The 18,973-nt window shown below is 65.3% G+C and carries 16 protein-coding genes, 1 tRNA gene and 5 pseudogenes; 8 read left to right on the top strand and 14 right to left on the bottom strand.

Translation table 11 applies throughout. From position 1 onward, the window contains the following. Positions 1-224: 224 nt before the first annotated feature. Positions 225-1,222: pseudogene (locus G6N13_RS12810) on the bottom strand (oxygenase MpaB family protein). 101 nt (positions 1,223-1,323) lie between these two features. Between G6N13_RS12810 and G6N13_RS12805 the strand changes: the two are divergent. Further along, positions 1,324-1,920 carry a TetR/AcrR family transcriptional regulator gene (locus G6N13_RS12805; protein WP_163697493.1) on the top strand — a complete coding sequence of 199 codons (597 nt, stop codon included), beginning with the start codon at positions 1,324-1,326 and terminating at the stop codon, positions 1,918-1,920. 186 nt (positions 1,921-2,106) lie between these two features. On the opposite strand, the gene G6N13_RS12800 is transcribed toward G6N13_RS12805, so the two are convergent. Beyond that, complete coding sequence (locus tag G6N13_RS12800) at positions 2,107-2,391, bottom strand: hypothetical protein (RefSeq protein WP_163697491.1); 285 nt, start codon at positions 2,389-2,391, stop codon at positions 2,107-2,109. Between the two features lie 96 nt (positions 2,392-2,487). On the opposite strand from G6N13_RS12800, the gene G6N13_RS12795 reads away from it, so the two are divergent. The 3 genes and pseudogenes from G6N13_RS12795 to G6N13_RS25135 all read left to right on the top strand — a co-directional run. Next, on the top strand, positions 2,488-3,957 hold the full coding sequence (locus G6N13_RS12795; protein WP_179964982.1) for an amino acid ABC transporter substrate-binding protein/permease: 1,470 nt from the start codon (positions 2,488-2,490) through the stop codon (positions 3,955-3,957). Beyond that, a complete protein-coding gene (locus tag G6N13_RS12790; protein ID WP_163697489.1) occupies positions 3,954-4,727 on the top strand; it encodes an amino acid ABC transporter ATP-binding protein in 774 nt (257 codons plus the stop codon). The genes G6N13_RS12795 and G6N13_RS12790 overlap by 4 nt, the downstream gene beginning before the upstream one ends. Before the next feature lie 251 nt (positions 4,728-4,978). Then, a pseudogene (locus G6N13_RS25135) lies at positions 4,979-5,108 on the top strand (organic hydroperoxide resistance protein); the annotation flags it as partial. A 219-nt stretch (positions 5,109-5,327) separates the two neighbouring features. On the opposite strand, the gene G6N13_RS12775 reads toward G6N13_RS25135, so the two are convergent. Then, positions 5,328-7,292, bottom strand: a complete 1,965-nt coding sequence (locus tag G6N13_RS12775; RefSeq protein ID WP_163697487.1) for a glycoside hydrolase family 2 protein — start codon at positions 7,290-7,292, stop codon at positions 5,328-5,330. Between the two features lie 377 nt (positions 7,293-7,669). Between G6N13_RS12775 and G6N13_RS12770 the strand changes: the two genes are divergently transcribed. Next, positions 7,670-8,704, top strand: a complete 1,035-nt coding sequence (locus tag G6N13_RS12770; RefSeq protein WP_235677747.1) for a CobW family GTP-binding protein — start codon at positions 7,670-7,672, stop codon at positions 8,702-8,704. Between the two features lie 14 nt (positions 8,705-8,718). Here the strand turns inward: G6N13_RS12770 and G6N13_RS26185 are convergent, their stop codons facing one another. The 7 genes and pseudogenes from G6N13_RS26185 to G6N13_RS25710 all read right to left on the bottom strand — a co-directional run bounded on the left by G6N13_RS26185 (position 8,719) and on the right by G6N13_RS25710 (position 14,165). After that, entirely contained in the window at positions 8,719-9,075 is a 357-nt protein-coding gene (locus G6N13_RS26185; RefSeq protein ID WP_163697485.1) for an acyl-CoA dehydrogenase family protein, read from the bottom strand. Positions 9,076-9,313: 238 nt separating this feature from the next. Next, positions 9,314-9,718, bottom strand: coding sequence for a hypothetical protein (locus G6N13_RS12760; protein WP_179964981.1), 405 nt, complete (start codon positions 9,716-9,718; stop codon positions 9,314-9,316). Next, the gene (locus tag G6N13_RS12755) at positions 9,715-10,296 is read right to left on the bottom strand and encodes a hypothetical protein (RefSeq protein ID WP_235677746.1); all 582 of its coding nucleotides are present in this window, start codon (positions 10,294-10,296) and stop codon (positions 9,715-9,717) included. Before G6N13_RS12755 ends, G6N13_RS12760 begins: the two co-directional genes overlap by 4 nt. A 357-nt stretch (positions 10,297-10,653) precedes the next feature. Then, positions 10,654-11,004: a hypothetical protein gene (locus tag G6N13_RS12750; RefSeq protein WP_163697481.1), complete on the bottom strand. Its 351-nt coding sequence runs from the start codon at positions 11,002-11,004 to the stop codon at positions 10,654-10,656. Positions 11,005-11,179: 175 nt separating this feature from the next. Further along, positions 11,180-11,949: pseudogene (locus G6N13_RS12745) on the bottom strand (ExeA family protein). Between the two features lie 38 nt (positions 11,950-11,987). Then, positions 11,988-13,510: pseudogene (locus G6N13_RS12740) on the bottom strand (DDE-type integrase/transposase/recombinase). Positions 13,511-13,544: 34 nt separating this feature from the next. After that, positions 13,545-14,165: a helix-turn-helix domain-containing protein gene (locus tag G6N13_RS25710; protein WP_163694516.1), complete on the bottom strand. Its 621-nt coding sequence runs from the start codon at positions 14,163-14,165 to the stop codon at positions 13,545-13,547. Between the two features lie 504 nt (positions 14,166-14,669). On the opposite strand from G6N13_RS25710, the gene G6N13_RS12730 reads away from it, so the two are divergent. Together G6N13_RS12730 and G6N13_RS12725 are read left to right on the top strand one after the other, a co-directional pair. After that, positions 14,670-15,296, top strand: coding sequence for a methyltransferase regulatory domain-containing protein (locus G6N13_RS12730; RefSeq protein WP_163697478.1), 627 nt, complete (start codon positions 14,670-14,672; stop codon positions 15,294-15,296). Beyond that, a complete protein-coding gene (locus G6N13_RS12725; protein WP_220096749.1) occupies positions 15,248-15,493 on the top strand; it encodes a hypothetical protein in 246 nt (81 codons plus the stop codon). The genes G6N13_RS12730 and G6N13_RS12725 overlap by 49 nt, the downstream gene beginning before the upstream one ends. A gap of 11 nt (positions 15,494-15,504) precedes the next feature. Here G6N13_RS12725 and G6N13_RS12720 read toward each other — a convergent pair whose 3' ends face one another. After that, positions 15,505-16,302, bottom strand: coding sequence for a glycoside hydrolase family 16 protein (locus G6N13_RS12720; RefSeq protein WP_235678070.1), 798 nt, complete (start codon positions 16,300-16,302; stop codon positions 15,505-15,507). A gap of 95 nt (positions 16,303-16,397) precedes the next feature. On the opposite strand from G6N13_RS12720, the pseudogene G6N13_RS26365 reads away from it, so the two are divergent. Continuing rightward, a pseudogene (locus G6N13_RS26365) lies at positions 16,398-16,565 on the top strand (tyrosine-type recombinase/integrase); the annotation flags it as partial. Between the two features lie 100 nt (positions 16,566-16,665). On the opposite strand, the gene G6N13_RS12715 reads toward G6N13_RS26365, so the two are convergent. The 3 genes from G6N13_RS12715 to G6N13_RS12705 all read right to left on the bottom strand — a co-directional run bounded on the left by G6N13_RS12715 (position 16,666) and on the right by G6N13_RS12705 (position 18,946). Continuing rightward, entirely contained in the window at positions 16,666-17,103 is a 438-nt protein-coding gene (locus G6N13_RS12715; protein WP_163697473.1) for a type I restriction enzyme HsdR N-terminal domain-containing protein, read from the bottom strand. Between the two features lie 302 nt (positions 17,104-17,405). Then, a tRNA-Leu gene (locus tag G6N13_RS12710) sits at positions 17,406-17,479 on the bottom strand. A gap of 87 nt (positions 17,480-17,566) precedes the next feature. Continuing rightward, a complete protein-coding gene (locus G6N13_RS12705) occupies positions 17,567-18,946 on the bottom strand; it encodes a cation:dicarboxylate symporter family transporter (protein ID WP_163697471.1) in 1,380 nt (459 codons plus the stop codon). Between the last annotated feature and the right edge of the window lie 27 nt (positions 18,947-18,973).

Genomic DNA, 18,973 nt, shown 5'->3' with positions numbered 1-18,973 from the left:
TGCTTGAATGAGGCGCGGGCTTAGAATTTCTTACCCCGCCACGGATAAAAGAGGCCGAAATCACAGTGCCTCGGTCGCGTCCTAAATTCCTAAGGGGATTTCTTACTTTATTGACGTCGCTGGCAGCCGTGCGAGCACAGGTAGTCGAACTCTCGATCTTGATCCTGATCAAGTTCGCTGATCGGCATGGTCAGCAACTGCAGCTCAGCCTTTCGCTAGTGGCCTCACACCATCTGCTCGACGGTGTCGCGGTTGCGCACCGGATCGCTGCCGAGTACGTACGCGGGCTCGGTGTGGTCGACAGTTGTGCCATTGGCGACCCGCTGCTGGGCTTGCGTGAACTCGGCCAGCGGCCCCATCGCCGCCCATGCCCCATTGAGCGCCGCCCAGGTGGCGGCGCGCCGCGCGGCACGTTCGATCGGATGCGGCGGACGGTACGCAAGCATGTCGGCAGCCCAGTCCGGCATGCTGTCGCGGATGGCCCAGTCGAAGAACTTGGCCTCCGGCGGGACGTCGGGATTCTGCGCCAGGTTGGGCCCGGTGAACTGGGCGGCACCGTGGGTCAGGGCCAACTTCGGCAGGTATGAGCGCAGGCAGTCGAGTGTCTCACCCTTGGTCGCCGGCAGGTCGGTACCACCTAGTGCGTGGCCGACCCGAACGAACTCGCCGTAGTAGCGGTCGAGGTTGCGTAACGGGCTGGGGTGGTAGAGCTCGTGCGCGGTCGCGATACCCCAGACCACGGTGGCGTAGTTCAGCGCAGCCATTCCGGGTCGTCGGCGTCATAAGCCAAACCGTCGGGACGAACACCCTTGATGGTGTGGTGCATGGCACGCACCGCCTGGGCCACGCGTTCGGCAGTCGCGGTGGAGCCGTAGGCGGTCCCGATGAAGAACGCCACCGAGTGGGCCAGCCGCACGCCAGAACCCTTGAGGTCGAGCTTGCCGGTAGGGTTGCCATCCTCATCGCGTTCGGCGACCCGGGAATGGTCGGAGCCCATCCAGTAGATGCTCGGGTCGAAACGCTCGATGAAGGCGGCGCATTGCAGTCCGAAGATCAGCATCGGGGTGTGCGAGTGGACATGCCAGACCGCACTGCCGGGGCCGAACCAGCCCGGATCGCCTTCGGGCCCGGCGAATTCCAGGCCGCGGAAGAACTGGCTCCGGATGTTCTTGTCGAAATCACCCCTGACCTTGTTTGCGAGAAGGTGTTGCGGCAGCGGCAGTTTCATCTCGGCTGGCTCCTAACACTCGGCGGCCCGCCCTTTGGTCACGCTCGTATCCAAAATAGCACGGTAACGCCCGCCGGCCGGTATATCCTCTGCCAATGCCGAGTGCCACCCGGTGGGCCGGGGTGTCTCCTGCCGACCGCCAGGCCGAGCGTCGCGCACTGCTGATCCGCGCCGCGTTCGCTCTGTTCGGCGAGGGTGGTGAAGCCGCGCTGTCCGTACGGTCGGTGTGCCGGGCGGCCGAGCTGAACACCCGGTATTTCTACGAAAGCTTCACCGACACCGACGCACTGCTCGGCGCGGTCTACGACGAGGTTGCCGTCGAACTCGGCGCCATCTTGACGGCGGCCATGGCCAGCACCCGCGACGAACGAGTACGGCTGCGCGCGGGCATTCGCGCCGTGCTGGACTTCAGTTCTGCCGACCCGCGCCGGGGCAAGATCCTGTTCACCGAAGCTCGCACCAATCCAGTCCTCGCGGCTCGACGCACCATCGCCCAGGACCACGTGCGTGAGCTCGTGCTCGACGAGCAACGTCGGACCGCACCCGAATCCGACCGGGTTGCAACCGAAGTCGGCGCCGCGATGTACGCCGGGGCGATGGCCGAGTTGGCCCAGCAGTGGCTGGCCGGCACCCTCGGCGACGATGTCGATGCCGTCGTCGCCTATGCGGTTCGGCTGCTGCTCCCGAACTGAGTCCACCAGTCGTCGACGACCTGATCGAGGAGCGCGCCGACGATCCCCGATGGCGACCCCGAGAAGCGCATCCGGGAATTGGAATGTCCGCTGACCGACCAGGCTCATACCAGCGAATTGGGGACCGTTCGGCCCTCCCGGTGGCTGGCCAGCGGGAGGGCCACCGCCACCGATGCCGCCCGCCTATTACGGCCCGCCGATGCCGCCGCCGTCGGCTCCCGCCCCCTCCTCCGGTATCCGCGTCGGCTGTATTGTGCTGGCGCTGATGGTCGTTGGGCTGATCGTCGGCGGCGGCGCGATCCTCGCCACGTCACTGTTCGCCTTGTTCACCCGGTGCGGCACTCGGGCCGGAATGCACACCGCCCGCGCCCGGTGCCGTAGGTCACCGGGCCGCACGCTGTGGCGGTCTGCACTCGGAAGGTCATGGCACTCCTCGTCGCCGACGGTTGCGCCCAGCCTGACCGATGTCACGGCGCACCGCGGGCGATTCACGTTTCCCGCGCACACGTCACGTCATGGCATTAGCGTGAACCACGCACCCATAGTCTGGAAACGGGAGGGAACCGCATGCCCACCAGATGGTTACGGCGAACGTCTCGCCGAGGTACCGGACCGGCCGCTGCCGCCGTCCTACTGACCGCCCTAATCGCGGTGTTCGCCGCGGGGCTGGTCGACCCAGCCCGCGCGTCGGCCGACGGCGAGACGTATGTAGTCGCCACCGACACCACCTTCGCGCCATTCGAATTCCAGGACAAACAAGGCAAATTCGTCGGAATCGATATGGATCTCATCCGAGCGATCGCCGACGACCAGAAGTTCAAGGTCGACATCAAACCTCTGGGCTTCGACGCGGCACTTCAAGCCGTCCAGGCCAACCAGGTCGACGGCGTGATCGCCGGCATGTCCATCACCGACAAGCGCAGGCAGGTTTTCGACTTCTCGGAACCGTACTTCGAGTCCGGCATACAGATGGCCGTGCTGAACAACAACAACGACATCAAGTCCTATGACGACTTGCGCGGCAAGAAGGTGGCTGTCAAGAACGGCACCCAGGGCGCCACCTTCGCCAACTCCATCAAGGACAAGTACGGCTTCCAGGTTGTCTCGTTCGCGGACTCGTCGTCGATGTTCGACGAGGTGAAGACGGGTAACTCGCAGGCAGCCTTCGAGGACTACCCGGTACTGCTCTACAACATCGCGCAGGGCAGCGGGTTCAAGACCGTGGGGCCGAAGGAAGACCCCACCGGCTACGGGTTCGCCGTCAACAAGGGCCGCAATGCCGAGTTCATCTCGAAGTTCAACGCCGGATTGGACAACCTCAAAAAATCCGGCCGCTACGACGAGATCATCAACACCTACCTCAGCGATAAGGCCAACACCGACGACACCTCGTACCTCGGCCTGATCAAGAGCACCTACCCGCTGCTGCTCAAGGGCCTGAAGATGACGATCTTCCTCACGGTCGTCTCGATCTTCTTCGCGCTGATTCTCGGCATCGTCTTCGGGCTGGCCAGGGTGTCCAGGTCGATCTGGCTGCGCGCGATCGGCACCACCTTCGTCGACATCTTCCGCGGCACCCCGCTGCTGGTGCAGGCGTTCTTCATCTACTTCGGCATCCCGACGGCCCTCGATTTCCAGATGTCGGCGTTGATGGCAGGCGTCATCACGCTGTCGCTCAACGCCGGTGCCTACATGACCGAAATCGTCCGCGGCGGAATCCAATCCGTCGACAAGGGCCAGATGGAAGCCGCCCGCAGCCTTGGCATCGGCTACATGTCGACCATGCGAAAAGTGATTCTGCCGCAGGCAATCCGAACGATGATTCCGTCCTACATCAATCAGTTCGTGATCACGCTGAAGGACACCTCGATCCTGTCGGTGATCGGCATCGCGGAATTGACCCAGACCGGGCGGATCATCATCGCTGGCAACTACAAATCGTTTGAGATGTGGCTGATTATCGGCATCATCTACTTCATCGTCATCATGGCGCTGACCAAACTCTCGGATCGCCTCGAGAAAAGGATCGTGAAATGACCGAACTCGTCCCCGAGGCCGCGGCCGCCGAGCCTGCGGGCACCGTCAAGATCCAGATCGAGAATCTCAAGAAGGCTTTCGGTGAGCTGGTGGTGCTCGACGGCATCACCACCGACATCAAGCAAGGTGAAGTCGTGTGCGTCATCGGGCCGTCGGGCTCGGGCAAGTCGACGTTCCTGCGCTGCCTGAACAAGTTGGAGGACATCACCGCAGGCAAGGTGACCGTCGACCATTTCGACCTCACCGACCGCAAGGTCGACCTGGACAAGGTGCGCCAGCACATTGGCATGGTGTTCCAGCACTTCAACCTTTTCCCGCACATGACAGTGCTGCAGAACGTCACCCTGGCACCGCTGGTGACCAAGAAGTTGAACAAGGCCGCCGCCGAGAAGAAGGCGATGGAGCTTCTCGCCCAGGTCGGCCTCTCCGAGAAGGCCAACGTCAAGCCGTCCACCCTGTCCGGCGGGCAGAAACAACGCGTGGCAATCGCGCGCGCGTTGGCGATGGACCCGTCGATCATGCTGTTCGACGAGGCCACCAGCGCGCTGGATCCGGAGATGGTCGGCGACGTCCTCGAGGTGCTACGCCAGCTCGCCCAGGGCGGCATGACGATGGTGGTGGTCACCCACGAGATGGGCTTCGCCAGGGAGGTGGCCTCTCGGGTGATCTTCATGGCCGACGGCAACATCGTCGAGGACGACACCCCCGACGAGCTTTTCGGCAACCCGAAAAGCCCACGGCTGCAGGAGTTTCTATCGAAGGTTCTCTGACTATGCCGCAGCGCATCGGACACGGGTTGGCGAGTACGTAGATCGTCGTACCGATCCGGTGTTCGGTCCCACCCGCACACAGGCCGCCCGGATCGCGAGGATCTCACCGTCTCTGACGTGTGAAGGCGTTCATCGCAGGCATCACCTACTTCTGGCAAGCTGTCGTCGCTCATGTCGCGGCCGCCCTACCCGGATGATTCCTGGTCGGCCGACGGTTTCTAGCGAAGCAACGAAGAAGAAAGCAAGCTGATATGAAGGTTCGGTGTGCTGCAGGGGCATTGGCCACCGGGGAAGGCCGCGATGGCCACGGGCGGACCTCCGACGGAACGCTCGACCTCGATCTGAGCATCCAGAAGGAACTGCGCGGTTCAGGTGTCGGAATCAGCCGGCTGAGCGGCTCAGCAGAACTCGTACTGCACATCCCAGAAGCCGGGTGCCGGATCCCACCGGGCCGAGAAATGCCCGCCCAGTGCGGGATTGGCGTCGTCGATCATGCCCTGCCCGCCGATCCCCGGGATAAAGCCGGGAGGATCTCAGTTGATGGACAACGGATCTCCGGCGGTCTGCGGTTCATCGCACCACGCTAGACCACCATGGCCGTTACCGGCTAACGTCCGCCGGCGCCATACCGGGCGTCCCTGCGGCGATCACCGCGCGGTTGCATTCCGCCACAACCGGAATCGGCATCTTGACCTGCCAGCGGTCGTAACTCAGGAAGCCGTTGACCTCGTTTTCGACGTCGGTGGTCTGGGTGTAGATGGCCGCGGAAAGACCCGTCCTGCGGACAATGTCCGCCAATCTGCGGCTCACCTGGACGTAACGATCGGTGAGACGCGCAGGGCTGGCGGCCATCTCGTAGGCCTCCGGCCGCCCCGGCCACCGGTTGCCGTCAAGCACCAGCCCCAGACCGCCGTATTCGCCGTCGACCCGCACCCGGTTGTCCACCGGGACGGGGCCTTTCGAATGCATCTTCATCAGATCGTCATGGATTTGGGGCTCGCCAGGGCCGACGTAGGTGTGATCGTCGTAGATATCCCCGGCCAGGGTGTCACCGCGCGACTTGCAGCAGTTCACCCCGCTGTTGGCGTCCACCATCCGGGTCGGGTCCGCCGTCTTCACCACGCCCGCGATCCGGGCCGCGTCGAACTCACCCCAGCCCTCGTTGAACGGCACCCAGCCGACGATCGAGGTCACGCTGCGCAGCTGGTCGATCATTGCCAGCAGCTCTTTTTCGAAGTTGGCCTTCGCGGACGGCGACGGCTCGGGGGCCGGCCCGACCGGGATGGCCAGGGACACGGCCAGTGCGGGCATGTCCTGCCACACCATCAGCCCCAGTTTGTCGGCCCAGTAATACCAGCGGGCCGGCTCGACCTTGCCGTGCTTGCGCACGAAGTTCATCCCCAGTTCCTTGATCCGAGTGAGGTCGGACTTCAGTGCCTCATCGGTGGGGGCGGTGTAGATCCCGTCGGGCCAGTAGCCCTGATCGAGCGGGCCGTGCAGGAACGTGATCCTGTTGTTCAACGCGATTCGCGGCCGACCTCGCGGATCGGGCATGACGCCGATCGTGCGCAGCCCGGCATAGCTGGACACCGCGTCGACGACCTTGCCTGTGGAATTCACGAGCGCGACCTGCAGGTCATATAGGTGAGGATCGTCGGGCGTCCACAGATGCGGGTTGCGGATCGGCAGGCGCATCGTGTCACCCGCACCGGCAGACCCGACCGCGACCACCCGGCCACCTGGCTCGGAGGCGAACGCCACCACACGTTGGCCCCTGGTCCCGGCGACCCGGGGCGTGACCGACATACTCGTCAGATCGGTGCTGATGTCGAGCTTGTTGATGAAGGTGGCGTTAACCGGCTCCATCCACACCGTCTGCCAGATTCCCGATGCACCGGTGTAGAACAAGCCCTTCGGACTGTTGCGCTGTTTCCCGATCGGGAACGGGTTGGCGTCATTGCGATCCTGGACCCGCACGGTGATCTCTTGGGCGCCCGGTCCCCGCAGCGCGTCAGTGATGTCAACGCTGAACTCGGTGTAGCCGCCCTCGTGATGAGCGACCTGTTTGTTGTTGACCCAGACGGTGGCGATCTGGTCCACTGCACCGAAGTGGAGCAGCACATGCTGTCCCAGCCAGGTGCTCGGCAGTTTGACGATCTTGCGGTACCACATTTCGTCGTCATGGCGCGCGATCCCGGACAGGGCTGACTCGACGGGGTACGGGACGAGGATCTGCTCGCCGTAGGCCGCCGGCGGCGGTGGCCCCGCCAGGACTGTCCCCCCGGAGCGACCCAGGTAGCCCCACACCCCGTTGAGATTCAGCCACGCAGTCCGCGTCATCTGCGGGCGCGGGTAGTCGGGCAACGCATTGTCGGGCCCCACCAGTGCGGTCCACGGCGTGGGCAGCACCGCGGGCTTCGGATGCCACAGGACGACCGCATTGGCGGGCGGGCTAACGACCGCGGCAAAAGCCAACAGGGTCAACGCAACTGCCGCGAATCGACGGGTCCAGATGCGACCGCGGTAGCGGCGACCGCTAGGCGGCGGCGCGATATCGTCGGTCAAGGTTGTTTCCCCCGGGCTAGAAACCAACCACGGTGCGCGCGCCCCTGCGCGACCGCAGTTTTCACAGCAAACGAATCCATCCAGCACCGCCGCAACGTGGTCCGGCGGTGCGCTGCGGGTCGGCCCGAGGCCGGTGGGGAGGATGCGATGCCGTAAGTACTCTAACGGGCGAAAACCCAGTTCGCCACTACCTAACAACGTGTTTCGCGCAGCAATTTTCCGGCCGTTGGCCCGGTCCGAGCAGGTCCTGCAACTCGGGCTGACGCCATCGTCTCAGCCTCGGCTTTCAGCCCTCGACAGATACCAAATTCATCGTTTCCAGCAAACTCGCCGCGGCGTGTCGCAGCGGTGCCCGTCCGGTGTGGCACCATCGCCAGGTGGTGTCACGGACCAGCGACCGCGGGGCGACGATCCCGGTCATCGCACTCACCGGGTATCTCGGCGCAGGTAAGACCACCTTGCTCAACCACGTGTTGCGCACGCCGTCAGCTCGGATCGGGGTGGTAATCAATGACTTCGGGGAGATCAACGTGGACGCCGGATTGATCAGCGGGCAGATCGACGAGCCCGCGTCGATCGCCGGCGGTTGCATCTGCTGCCTGCCCGACGACGGCCAGCTGGATGCCGCACTGGCCCGGCTCGCGGACCCCAAGTTGCGCCTGGACGCGATCATCGTGGAAGCCAGCGGCCTGGCCGACCCAGCGGCGCTGGCCCGCATCATCGCGTTCACTGAGATCAATGGCGTCCGCGACGGCGGTGTCGTCGACGTCATCGACGCCGTGCGGCATTTCGACACCGTGGACTCCGGCGGGGTGGCACCCGCCCGCTACGGTGCGGCGACGTTGGTGGTGGTGAACAAGCTCGATCAGATCCAGGACGCCGATCGCGACGCGACGCTGCGGCGTGTCGAAGCCAGGGTGCGGGAACGCAATTCACGGGCTCACGTCATTGGGGCGATCGGTGGACAGATCGACCCGACCCTGCTCTACGACGTCGCCGCCGCGGCCGACGAGATGGGTCAACTCTCCTTCCGCGAGGCCTTGTTCGACGAGCCCGCGCACCGGCATGACCATGTGCACGCCGAATCGGTGACGGTCACCGGCGATGGACCCGTCGACCCCGAACGGCTCCTGGAGCTTCTCGAGAATCCCCCCTCTGGCGTGTACCGGATGAAGGGTGTTGTAGCGGTGCGGCATCGGTCGAGCGTCCGCGGCTATGTGGTCAACGTTGTCGGGCCCGCGGTCCACATCGCCCGCGGCGCTTCATCATCCGGCGCGCGGAGCCACCTGGTAGCGATCGGAACACATTTCGACGCCGCGACTGTCCGGACCCGGATAGCCGACGGACTGCGAGTCGCCGACGGGCCGATATCGACGATCGCGCAGCGGCGCTGGCAGCGCTATCTCTCGTAGCCTTCACCACGCCTCTACCAGGTCGTGTCTGACAGCATGGCCAGCTCGCAACCGTCGGCTTCCTCCCGCAATGCGGCCGCCGCGGCAATCTCGCCGGCCTCGTCGAGCAGCGGCGTACAGCGACCGACCAGGCCGATGGGCAATGTCGCGCTGAGCCGAGACCCGAAGTTCTGATTGGCCATGATGATCTGCGGCAGGTCGAGCCCAGGACCGCCGGCGTCGCTAGGGGCGGCGATCCCGTACAGACCCGCATCGGCAAGAGCCTCCCCATGCGACTCCGGGACGTGTCCTGTCCGGTCCACCGCCAGCGCAGCCGGGAACAACACCGCGTCGGCGATCTCGTGCGCCCGCTCGACCAGGTCCGATCTCACAGCACGACGTGAGCGCGATTACCGGGATAATCGCGGGTATGAGTGGGGCCATCGAGGCTGCCGCCTATGCGGACGCAGCCGTCGAGCGGATTCGCGCCGATCCCATGAAACGGCCGGCGCTGCAGCGCGAGATATACCGATTCCCAACAAAAGTCGACCGCGGGTACCTTCCCCAACGACGCGCGGCGTCGGCGTTCATGCGCTGGCGAGGTAGATCTGAAGGCCGGTAGCGTCTGGATCAGCGATTACGACCTGACAGTCGTCCCCCCAGGGCCTCGGCCTGATACGAGCGCGCCTGGCCGCGGACAAGTTCAACGGTGTCACCTACGTCCACGGTGATGACCTCCTCGGCCGGCCTTGCCACGAAAGGGATCTGGAGCAGTCCGGAGAAGTCGTCGGTCATGGCAACGGTGTGCGCACGGGCGAACAACGGCTGCGCGTCGAACACCCGCACCCGGAGCTTCTCGCGGCTGAGTCTGCCCAACTCCCGGCCGGATTCGGGATCGGTGATCACCGGACCCGTGCGGGTGTTGACCGCGAAGATCATCCCGACGGTTACCCCGGCCTCGGTGCCGCGGTTGATGACCAGCGTGTAGTCATCTTCAACCAGGGCGACCTGCCCGGTGATGGCCGTTCCGGTCACGATGCGGCTCGCGAATTGCTTTCTCGCAATGCCGAAGTGGATCCGGCCTGGATCCTCGGCTGCAAATTGTAGTCTTCCGCCCGCAGCGGTACGTCGAAGAAGCTCGTGACGTCTTGTTCGGTGCCCAAAGTGAGCTCCACGGCCGTCTTTGCCTGGAAGAGCGCGATCACAGCCTGCTGGTGATGTTCGGTGCCGAATGAGGTGAGGGCCTGCCCGAGTTTCGCGTCGACGTAGTGCATTGATCGCTGCAGATCCGATGCGGCGGGTTGCCCCGCCGTCGACCGCCCAGGCACCTCGATGCCAAGCCCGGTGTACCACCGGTGGCCAAGGGCCCCGAGGACCGCGGCGCACACCGGGACGACTACGACGGTGCAGACCAAGCCCAGGGTGGTGTGGAAGGTGATCGCGCCGACGACGCCGAGAAGCATCAGGGTGCCCGCGCTGGAGAATAACTGCACCGCAGGCGGCACCGCTGCGATGAGACGCCAGAACTGCCGGACGGCGCGCGCCCCGGATCGTGCGATGCCCGCAATGAACCTGGCGATTGCCGTGACGGCTCTCAGTGCGGTCCGGCCCATCTCGTCAGCTCGCTCACGCGAGACCGGAGACTTCGGCAACGACCACGTGCGCTGATGGGTCGCCGGAGGTGCCAGAGCCTCGGGTCCTGTCGACTGCTCCGCAGCCGCCGGTTCCGGCGCGGGAGGAGCGACAGATTGCTCATTCGGCCCGTCGACCGCCGGTTCCGCCGTAGTCACATTCGCATCAATAGCCACACCAGCATCATCCCCCGGATCCATCCGAATCGCGGCCCTGGCACGCCGAGACACCAGCCCAAGATCGAACAGGTTCCTCGACGACCAGGGTTTACGGCAACCGGATAAAGGGGCTGACCCGCGGCGGCGGCCTTCGACGAGGTCGTCCGCGAGCTGGACGGCTTACCCGAACCGACTGCCGTCGAAGGACGTGTGACCGCGCTGCTGCCCCGATCCCGACCCAGCGCTGGCACGGGTTCCCTTGTCCACCTTGGTGGCCGGCTGCCGAGCCGCCTTGGTGGGACGAATCGGCACGCTCAGGGTCGGCGTCTCGGAGTTCACCACGGACTGGGGCACCTCGTTGGCTGCGACCAGGGTCTGCGCGGCCGCAGGCTTCGCGGCGCTTCGGGCGGCCGCGGAACTGCCGGGGGCTTGCCACCCGATCGCCTTCGCGATGGTCCTGGCGAACTCCATCATCGCGCCGATGGGCCCGACAGCGGCGCCGGTCGCCAGCGGGACATGGATGTGCAGCACGCCGAGCAGGTCGTTGTCGTAGGCGTTTGTTGACCGTCGCTGTGGATGCAGTTGATGGCGTCATCGTGGATGCCGATGGTGTTGATGTAGCGAAGGCCCTGTCCGCGTAGCGGGCAGGGCCTTCGTCTGCATGGTGACGGCGTCCTCGGTGCGGTGACGTCGCATGGTCGGTGATTCAGTCGTGGCCTGTTTCAGTGACCGCGATCCGGGCGGCTTTCTCATCGACGATCGCGGCTTTCGCGGCGAACGCCGCGGTCAGTGCGTGCACGGCGAGGTTGTTGACCGCCCGGGGGTAGCCCCGGGCGGCGTTGTGGATCAGGGTGATCGCGTCGTCGGAGAACAGGGTGTCGGTGCGGCCGGCGATCGTGGCGTGGTGGCCGATGTAGTCGGCGGTATCGGCGGGGGCCATGCCGGCGATCGCGTAGCGCATCGCGATGCGCTGATCGAGTGCGGCCAGCACGCCCAGACGCAGGCGATGCCGCAGGGTGGGTTGCCCGACGAGCAGGGCGGCGAAGGGTGACCCGGAGTCCATGTCGTGGTTGGTGAGCATGCGGATCGCTTCCATTTGGGTGTTGTCGAGCAGGTGGGCTTCGTCGATGACCACGACGGGGTTCGGCCGCGTTCGGCGTGTTCAGCGGCCAGGGCCTCGGCGGCCTGGGGCCAGGGTGGCGGTGTAGAAACTGGGCACCCGCCCCAACGCGGTGACGATGTGGTGCAGCATGCCGCGGACCCCGACCGAGGGGTTGGGCAGGTAGATGATGACGTGGCGGGCCGGATCGAGCGCGGCGGTCGCGGCCCGGATCGCGACGGTCTTACCGGCACCGACCTCCCGGTGATGACCCCGATCGCATGCTGGTCCACACACCAGGAGATCCGGGCGACGGCTTCGCTGTGGCCGGGGTGGCGGTGCAGCATCCCGGGGGCCAGAGCGCGGCCGAAGGGCATCCGGGTGAAGCCGTAATACTGTTGCAGCCGTTCGATACTCACGCCGACACCCCATCCTGGTCGTCAAGGCTGGCGATGTCGTCGATGCTGAGTTGTCCGGGGATCTGGCCGTCGGTACGCGCGGTGGTGGGGTGGCGAACAGGGCGTTGTATCCGATGCGGTGATCGGCGCGGATCTGCTCGTGGTGGGTCTGGGCGGTCAGCGCCAGGTAGTCGATCCCGGTCGCCGCCGGGGCTGGTTCGGGTGTTTCGGGTCGGGCTTTGGGGTGGGTATGGCGGGTGATGATGTGCGGCACGGCCCGGCCGTAGCGGACCTCGCGGTAGCGGACTTCGATGGTTTCCAGGTCGAAGGGTGAGAACACCAACTCCACCCGCCGCCCGATCAGGGCCGTATCGACTTGAAAGGTGTTGCCGTGCAACGACACCGTGGCCGTTTTGGTGACGGTGCGGTGCTCCGACCACAGGAACGCCTCGGTCAGATCCGCGGATGTCGGTACCGCCGGGCCGCGGCCGAGCCGGGTCCAGCCTTGCTCCCAGCGGTCCAGCGGGGCGTGGCCGGTCTCGGTGTGGGTGCGGCGGTGGTACTCGGTTTCGACCCACGCGGTGAACAGCCGGTTCAGTTCCAGCAGCGCGGTGCGGTGATCAACCCCGGTAGCGGCGAGCTGTTCGGCGGTGGTATCGACGATCTCGACCAGGAACTGCTCACGCACGGTGCGGAAGAACCGTTCGATCTTGCCTCTGCCCTGGGGGCGGTGCGGGGTGGAATGGACCAGGCGCACGCCGAGTTTCGCGCACGCCCGCAGCAGCCAGGCATCGACGAAGGCCGACCCGTTATCGACATAGACGCTGGCCGGGACCCCGCGGGCGGCCAGTGCGGGTTGCAGCGCGGCACCCAACCGGACGGCGTCCTCGGCGAAGCCGAAACGGTAGCCGCAGACCAGCCGGGAATGATCATCGAGGAAGGCGAACAGATAGGTTTTCCTCCCGCCGATCCGCGGGCCGTGCAGGGCGTCCCCGGTCCACCGGTCGTTGGGGTTGGCGGCTTCGAACCGGCCGAACACCACCGGGGCATCCCCGGCGGCCGGGCCGATCAGCTCCAGGCGGTGGAACAGCCGCAGCAGGGTCGATTCCGAGGGCGCCCACCCGGTCGCGGTGCGCAGGATCCTGCCCACCTGCGCGGCGGTCCGGGCCGGGTTCTCCCGCTTGAGGGCCGCGGCCATCTCCAACACTGCGGTATCGGTGCGCGGCACACACGTCCGGGGGCTGGGCACCAACTCGACGAACCCGCCGGCCCGATACCGGCGGATCCACCGATCCAGGGTGTCCCGGGAATACCGCACCGGGGTCCCGAACGGGTCGGTGTGCTCACCGGAGGCGATCTGGCGGACCAGCCGGCCCCGGGCCTTCGTCGACAGGCCCTGATCCAACGCCGGGCAGATCAACTGGTAGCGGAACAACCCCACCGCCTGGGCCCGCGCCCGGCGCTTCTCATCCTCACCCAACACCGCACTGACTCCTTCACCGCTGGCGATGCCGCCCAAACCCGTTGCCAGGGCAGTCATCCCCGCGACGATGGCCCATCGACCCCACCGCGCATCAGAGGGCAACTGGTGTTGCACCCACCCACCCCGACACCGGCGGCCACTCCGGCGCGAGCAGCCGGGCACCGCTGCACGCCACCGCCACTGAAACCGCCGTCACCGCGCCGACCAGCCGTCCCGGCCCGAACCGGGACACCATCGCCGCCCTCGCCGCGCCCACCGCAGCCAGAACATCCCCGACAGCTGTGCCGGTCGCCGGAGGTATCGACACCTCCACCCCCGCGGTCACCGCGACCCCGATGAACCACTGGCGCACCGCCTCGACCCGCCGACCGATCACCCGCAACCAGCGCCGGACCGTGCACGCCGGGATACCCGCCGCCGCGGCGATCCGCCGATGCCCGACACCGGCCGCCCGGGCCTGCAACACCGCCCATACCAGCTCCGCGGCATACGCCCTGCGCAGCAACAACGACACCGGCAACAACACATGAGTCACCGCACACCCCCGGCACCGCGACCGGCGAGGCCGGACCGGACCCTCCAGCCCGACCACCCGCCGCGACCGCCCGAAACCCCACCGGGCCAGCACCCCGTCCGGGCACGACGGACACGACAGCTCCCCAGCCGCCAACCGGGACTCGACGCGAACAAGATCGACCTCTACGGTCACCATCAGTGCCTCCGAGCACTACAGCGCGGCACCCCGCCAAGCCGGCCAAGACTTCAGCGGGGTGCCGCGCACCATCAGTTCCTCGACACACTGACGGTGCAGACCACCAAGATCAAACCCCGGTCACACCAACGACCACATCGGCACGCTCAACGACGAAGGCCCACCCCGTGGTCGTCGTTCCCAGCGACGGTCAACAGGCGTTCAACGGCCACAGCCTGATTCAGTCCGGCACGGCGACGGCAACCTCCGATCCCGGCCTCAACTTCGCGGTTGCGACGAACAACAGCACGGCCAGCGCAAGCGGCGGCACGGCATCGGTGGGCTGCGGCGACCGCAACACCGCCACCGTGGGCCGGTCGCCGGGCGCCGCCGGTAGGCGCGGCGCGAGTTCTCGAAATCGATTGTGGCGCTGCCGGAAACCTAATCCCGGGTTGGAAGTCCAAGGAGATCGTGCGCGACGCGATGCTGTTCGCCGCGCGCGATGGCGGGTCGCACCAGTAACAGGTGATCGAGGCCCGTGCCATGGTCGATTTCACCGACATGCTGCAGCGAGCGGGCGCACACGGCGTGGCGTTCCTCGCTGAGGCGCAACCCGAACTGATGTTCCCCGCCAACTACGGCGCCACAGTGGCCGAACACGTGACACAGCAATGCGGGGGTTCGCATCCCGTGATCGAGCAATACCTGGATTTCGCCGTCGATCGCGCATTCCGCCAAACGCTGTACGTGCATCCCGATCGCGCTGCCGCACTCAGTCACACCCTGGACCACCGCAACTTCGACGGTATGCACTTCGCCGCCGAGATATTGGTGGTGGACGGCCCGACCAAGCTTGATCACTCGGCCCAGAACTATCAGTTGTCCAGTGGTGCAACGGTATCGATCGACGATCCGGCGTTGAAGGTTGCTTGCGATACGTTGACGTGGCAGTCGCCGTGGACGCTATCGCGGGAGCAGCTGGTGAATTTGCTGAGCAGCGAACTCGGCTCGCCTCCCGACGAGGTCAGCGAGCGGATCGACCAGCTGCTGGAGTTCCTGATCGTCAATGGGCAAGCGCTGGTGACGACGCCTACACGTTCAACGTGTGGCATGAGACCGTGGCGCTCGGCTCGCTGGACGCGCACGGGTTGACACTGCTCGACGGTTCGCGCGATTCGGCAGCCCTGGTCGAGGAGCTGCTGCTTCTGGCGCGCGACGGCCGGATTCATCTCGAACTCGACGGCGGGCAGGTACTCACCGATGAGGCGGTGCTGCGCGACGTCTTCACCCAGTACGTCGACGCCCTACCGGAACGCTTGGAAGAGATGAAGTTGGCTGCCGCCGAGTAAGGTCCGGCCGGCTACCAGATGCGGATCCAGTCGACGAGCATCGACGCCGGGTAGGTGCCCAGAGATGGATCACCGCCGCCGGGTCCCCCGACCGCAAGGGTGAACATCGGCGACATCCAATAGCCGGGATTGTTGAACGGCCAGCGTAGGTCGGTGGGGTTGCCATGTACCGGGATGGGTTTCGGCGGCACCGTGAAGTACGGTTTCGCGCCGTCGACATAGTCGCGCCAGAATGTGAATCCATCTTGATCCCAGCGCATCCGCCAGGTGTGCCAGGCGCCGTCAATCAATCCGGCGATCGACTTGCTTTCCCACGTTTTCCCGTTCGATGCCGCGTGCACCGTCGTTCCCGGAGCCCAACTGCGATTGCCGTAGAACTCGAAAACATCGACCTCCCCGTCGGGGAGCGGATCTTCGTTCACGGCCCAGTAGGCGGGCCAGGCTCCCGAGGTCAGGCAGTGGAGCTTGGCGCGCACTTCCCAGGTGTAGCCCATGGGAACCCGCCAGTTCCCCCGCACCTTGCCGCTGAAGTACTGATCGTCCTCTCGAGTCGCCATCAGCACGAGATTCGAGTTTCCGTCGAGGAACACATTGCGCCGGTCATCGCGGTACTGACTCGCGACCGGCGGCCAGACATCGTCCTGCCAGTTCTGGACGGACCAGTTCGCGGGATTGGGGGCTGAGCCGGCCGGGCCGTCGAAATCGTCCTGGAATAGGTAGGCCGCCCCCTGGGCTTTCGCGGACTCAAACGGGATGGCAGCAGCCAACAATCCCAGCCCCGACATCAACACCATGCTGCGACGGTCCAATTCGGGCACGGTTAACCATAGAGCGAAACTCACCCAGGACGTGACTGTTCCGCGCTCGTGGCCCCGGGACGCCTGTTACCAGATCGCAAACGCCTGGGATACGGAAGTGTGACGCGTCATCGGATCGCGTTGTGCCACTAGCGCCGTGGCTGGCAGATGAGATACGGCGATACCACACAACGGTTCACCCGTTCGGGGTCGGCAAGTACCCGCACGCTCCACTGTTTCCCGGGCGGCGCAATCGCTATGTGTTCGATTGGGCCTCGTCTTTTTCGAGCGAACGAATCTTGCCGTGGCAACGACTGAACAAGCCGTTGAGCTGCTTCAGCGGGAGCCCAGGACGGAATGGCAGCGACTTGTCCGTTAGCTGGAGATCGCTAGCGTTTGGGTTTGATTTGAGGCCAGTAGGACCTTTGTAAGTTGCGACTTGTGCGGGATCATCGTCTTCCCGCCGGGGCTGTCGGTGCCCCTCATCGGTTCCCCGGTAGCCGTGTTTAAGAGCTCAAGATCGCCGCCATTCGTGAGCACGACGAAAGGCACCTTCGCGGCCTTGCCGTAGTCGAGTGCTTGTGTCCTATCCGTGTTCGACAGTCGATGCGACTGCCGCTTCGCCTCAATGAGGAACTTCGGCTTGCTTGCACCGGCAGTAACCGAGATATCGACGAATTTGGGCGATGAACCCGACCCAGATGTCGGTAGTTCGAAGGTGAGATCAGTGTCGACGTCATAGCCACGTCGGACGAGGTATGGAAGTATTCGCTTGACGACCGTCTCGGTTTCCGAGATTCCGGGTGACGGCATTAGATGAAGCTCCCTCGAAACATGCGTGCCCTCCCGACAATGCTGCGTTGACACTAGCCGTATACGTCGAGGTCAGACCTCAAGATGCGTGACTTGGCGGGTCGGCCTGTCGGCACTGTGTCGAGGCGACGATATCGCGCGCATCCGACAAACGACGCGAACAGCGCGCCAAAGATCGCTCGCGGAGTCGGTGCAAGGAGTGCACAACCCCGCTGCTGACGCGACGCTGACGCGGACGGGCCGAACGGCGCCGACCGCTCAAACGTTCGATGCGAAAATAGCCTCTAACAGCATCGATACGGTGCCCCCAGTGAGACTCGAACTCACACTGTGCGGATTTTAAGTCCGCTGCCTCTGCCAATTGGGCTATGGGGGCGCACCGGCGTAAACCCGGTTCAAGCACCGTACCCACAGGGCGACACCCCGGGCGAAGGGGTCACCCGGGGTGTCGCACGCTCTGCAATCAGGCGGCGACCGCTTGCTTCTTCTCCGCCGACCCGCGACCGTCGTCGTCGAGCATCGTCACCTCGTCGAACGGGTCGCGGCCGGCCAGCACCCCGTTGACCTTGTCCATATCCACCGTCTTGGTCCACGACCCGACCAGCAGCGTGGCCACCGCATTGCCGGAGAAGTTCGTCACCGCCCGCGCCTCCGACATGAACCGGTCGATCCCCACGATCAGCCCGACCCCGTCCAGAAGCTCGGGCCGATGCGCCTGCAGCCCGCCGGCCAACGTCGCCAACCCGGCCCCGCTCACCCCGGCCGCACCCTTGGACGCCACGATCATGAACACCAGGAGGCCCAGCTGCTCGCCCACCGACAACGGATCGCCCAGCGCGTCGGCGATGAACAACGACGCCATCGTCAGGTAGATCGCCGTGCCGTCCAGGTTGAACGAATACCCGGTCGGCACAACCACACCCACCGTGCTCTGCTGCACGCCGAGGTGCTCCATCTTCGCGATCAACCGCGGCAGCGCCGACTCCGATGACGACGTCGCGAAGATCAGCAGATACTCCCGCGCCAGGTAACGCACCAGCTTGAAGATCGACACCCCGGCCACCATCCGCAGTAGCGCTCCGAGCACCCCGAACACGAATACCACGCACGTGAGATAGAAGCCGAACATCAGCACGAGCAGGTTTGTCACCGCGCTCCACCCGGTCTGCCCCACCACATTGGCCATCGCGCCGAACGCGCCAATTGGGGCTAGCCACAACACCATTGCCAGGATCTTGAACACCAGGCGCTGCAGATGCTCCACTCCACGAAGGAGCGGCTCACCCTTGCTGCCCATCGCCTGGATCGCGAAGCCGACCAGCAGCGCCACGAACAACCCCTGTAGCACATTGCCCTCAGTCAGCGCCGAGAACAACGACGTCGGGATGATGTGCTGGATGAAGTCCATCAAACCGCCTGACTTGTGCGCGGTTTCGGCCAACTCCGCACCCTTGCCGGCCGTGGACTCCGAGATGTGCAGGCTGTTACCGGGATGCAGCAGATTGCCGACCAACAGGCCGATCCCCAGTGCGACCGTCGACATCACCAGGAAGTAACCGAACGCCAGACCGCCGACCTTGCCGACGGTCGCGGCCTTCCGTACCGATCCGATGCCCAGCACGATCGTGCAGAAGATGACCGGAACGATCATCATCTTGATCAGCGCCACGAACATCGTGCCCAGGACACCGACGTCCTTGCCGACCCCAGGGGCCACCAGGCCGACGATGACGCCGCCAACGACCGCCGCAATGACCGCGAGGTACAACCAGTGCGTGCGATCCCGGCGCTTGGGCGCCTCGGGCTTGTCGTCGCCCCCAGCACGATCCACAACCGTGGTCATGAGCGGTTTCCTTCCGGTTCGTCTAGC

This window comes from Mycolicibacterium sarraceniae (assembly GCF_010731875.1).
Lineage (GTDB): Bacteria > Actinomycetota > Actinomycetes > Mycobacteriales > Mycobacteriaceae > Mycobacterium > Mycobacterium sarraceniae.
This window is presented reverse-complemented; position numbering and strand designations above follow the sequence as displayed.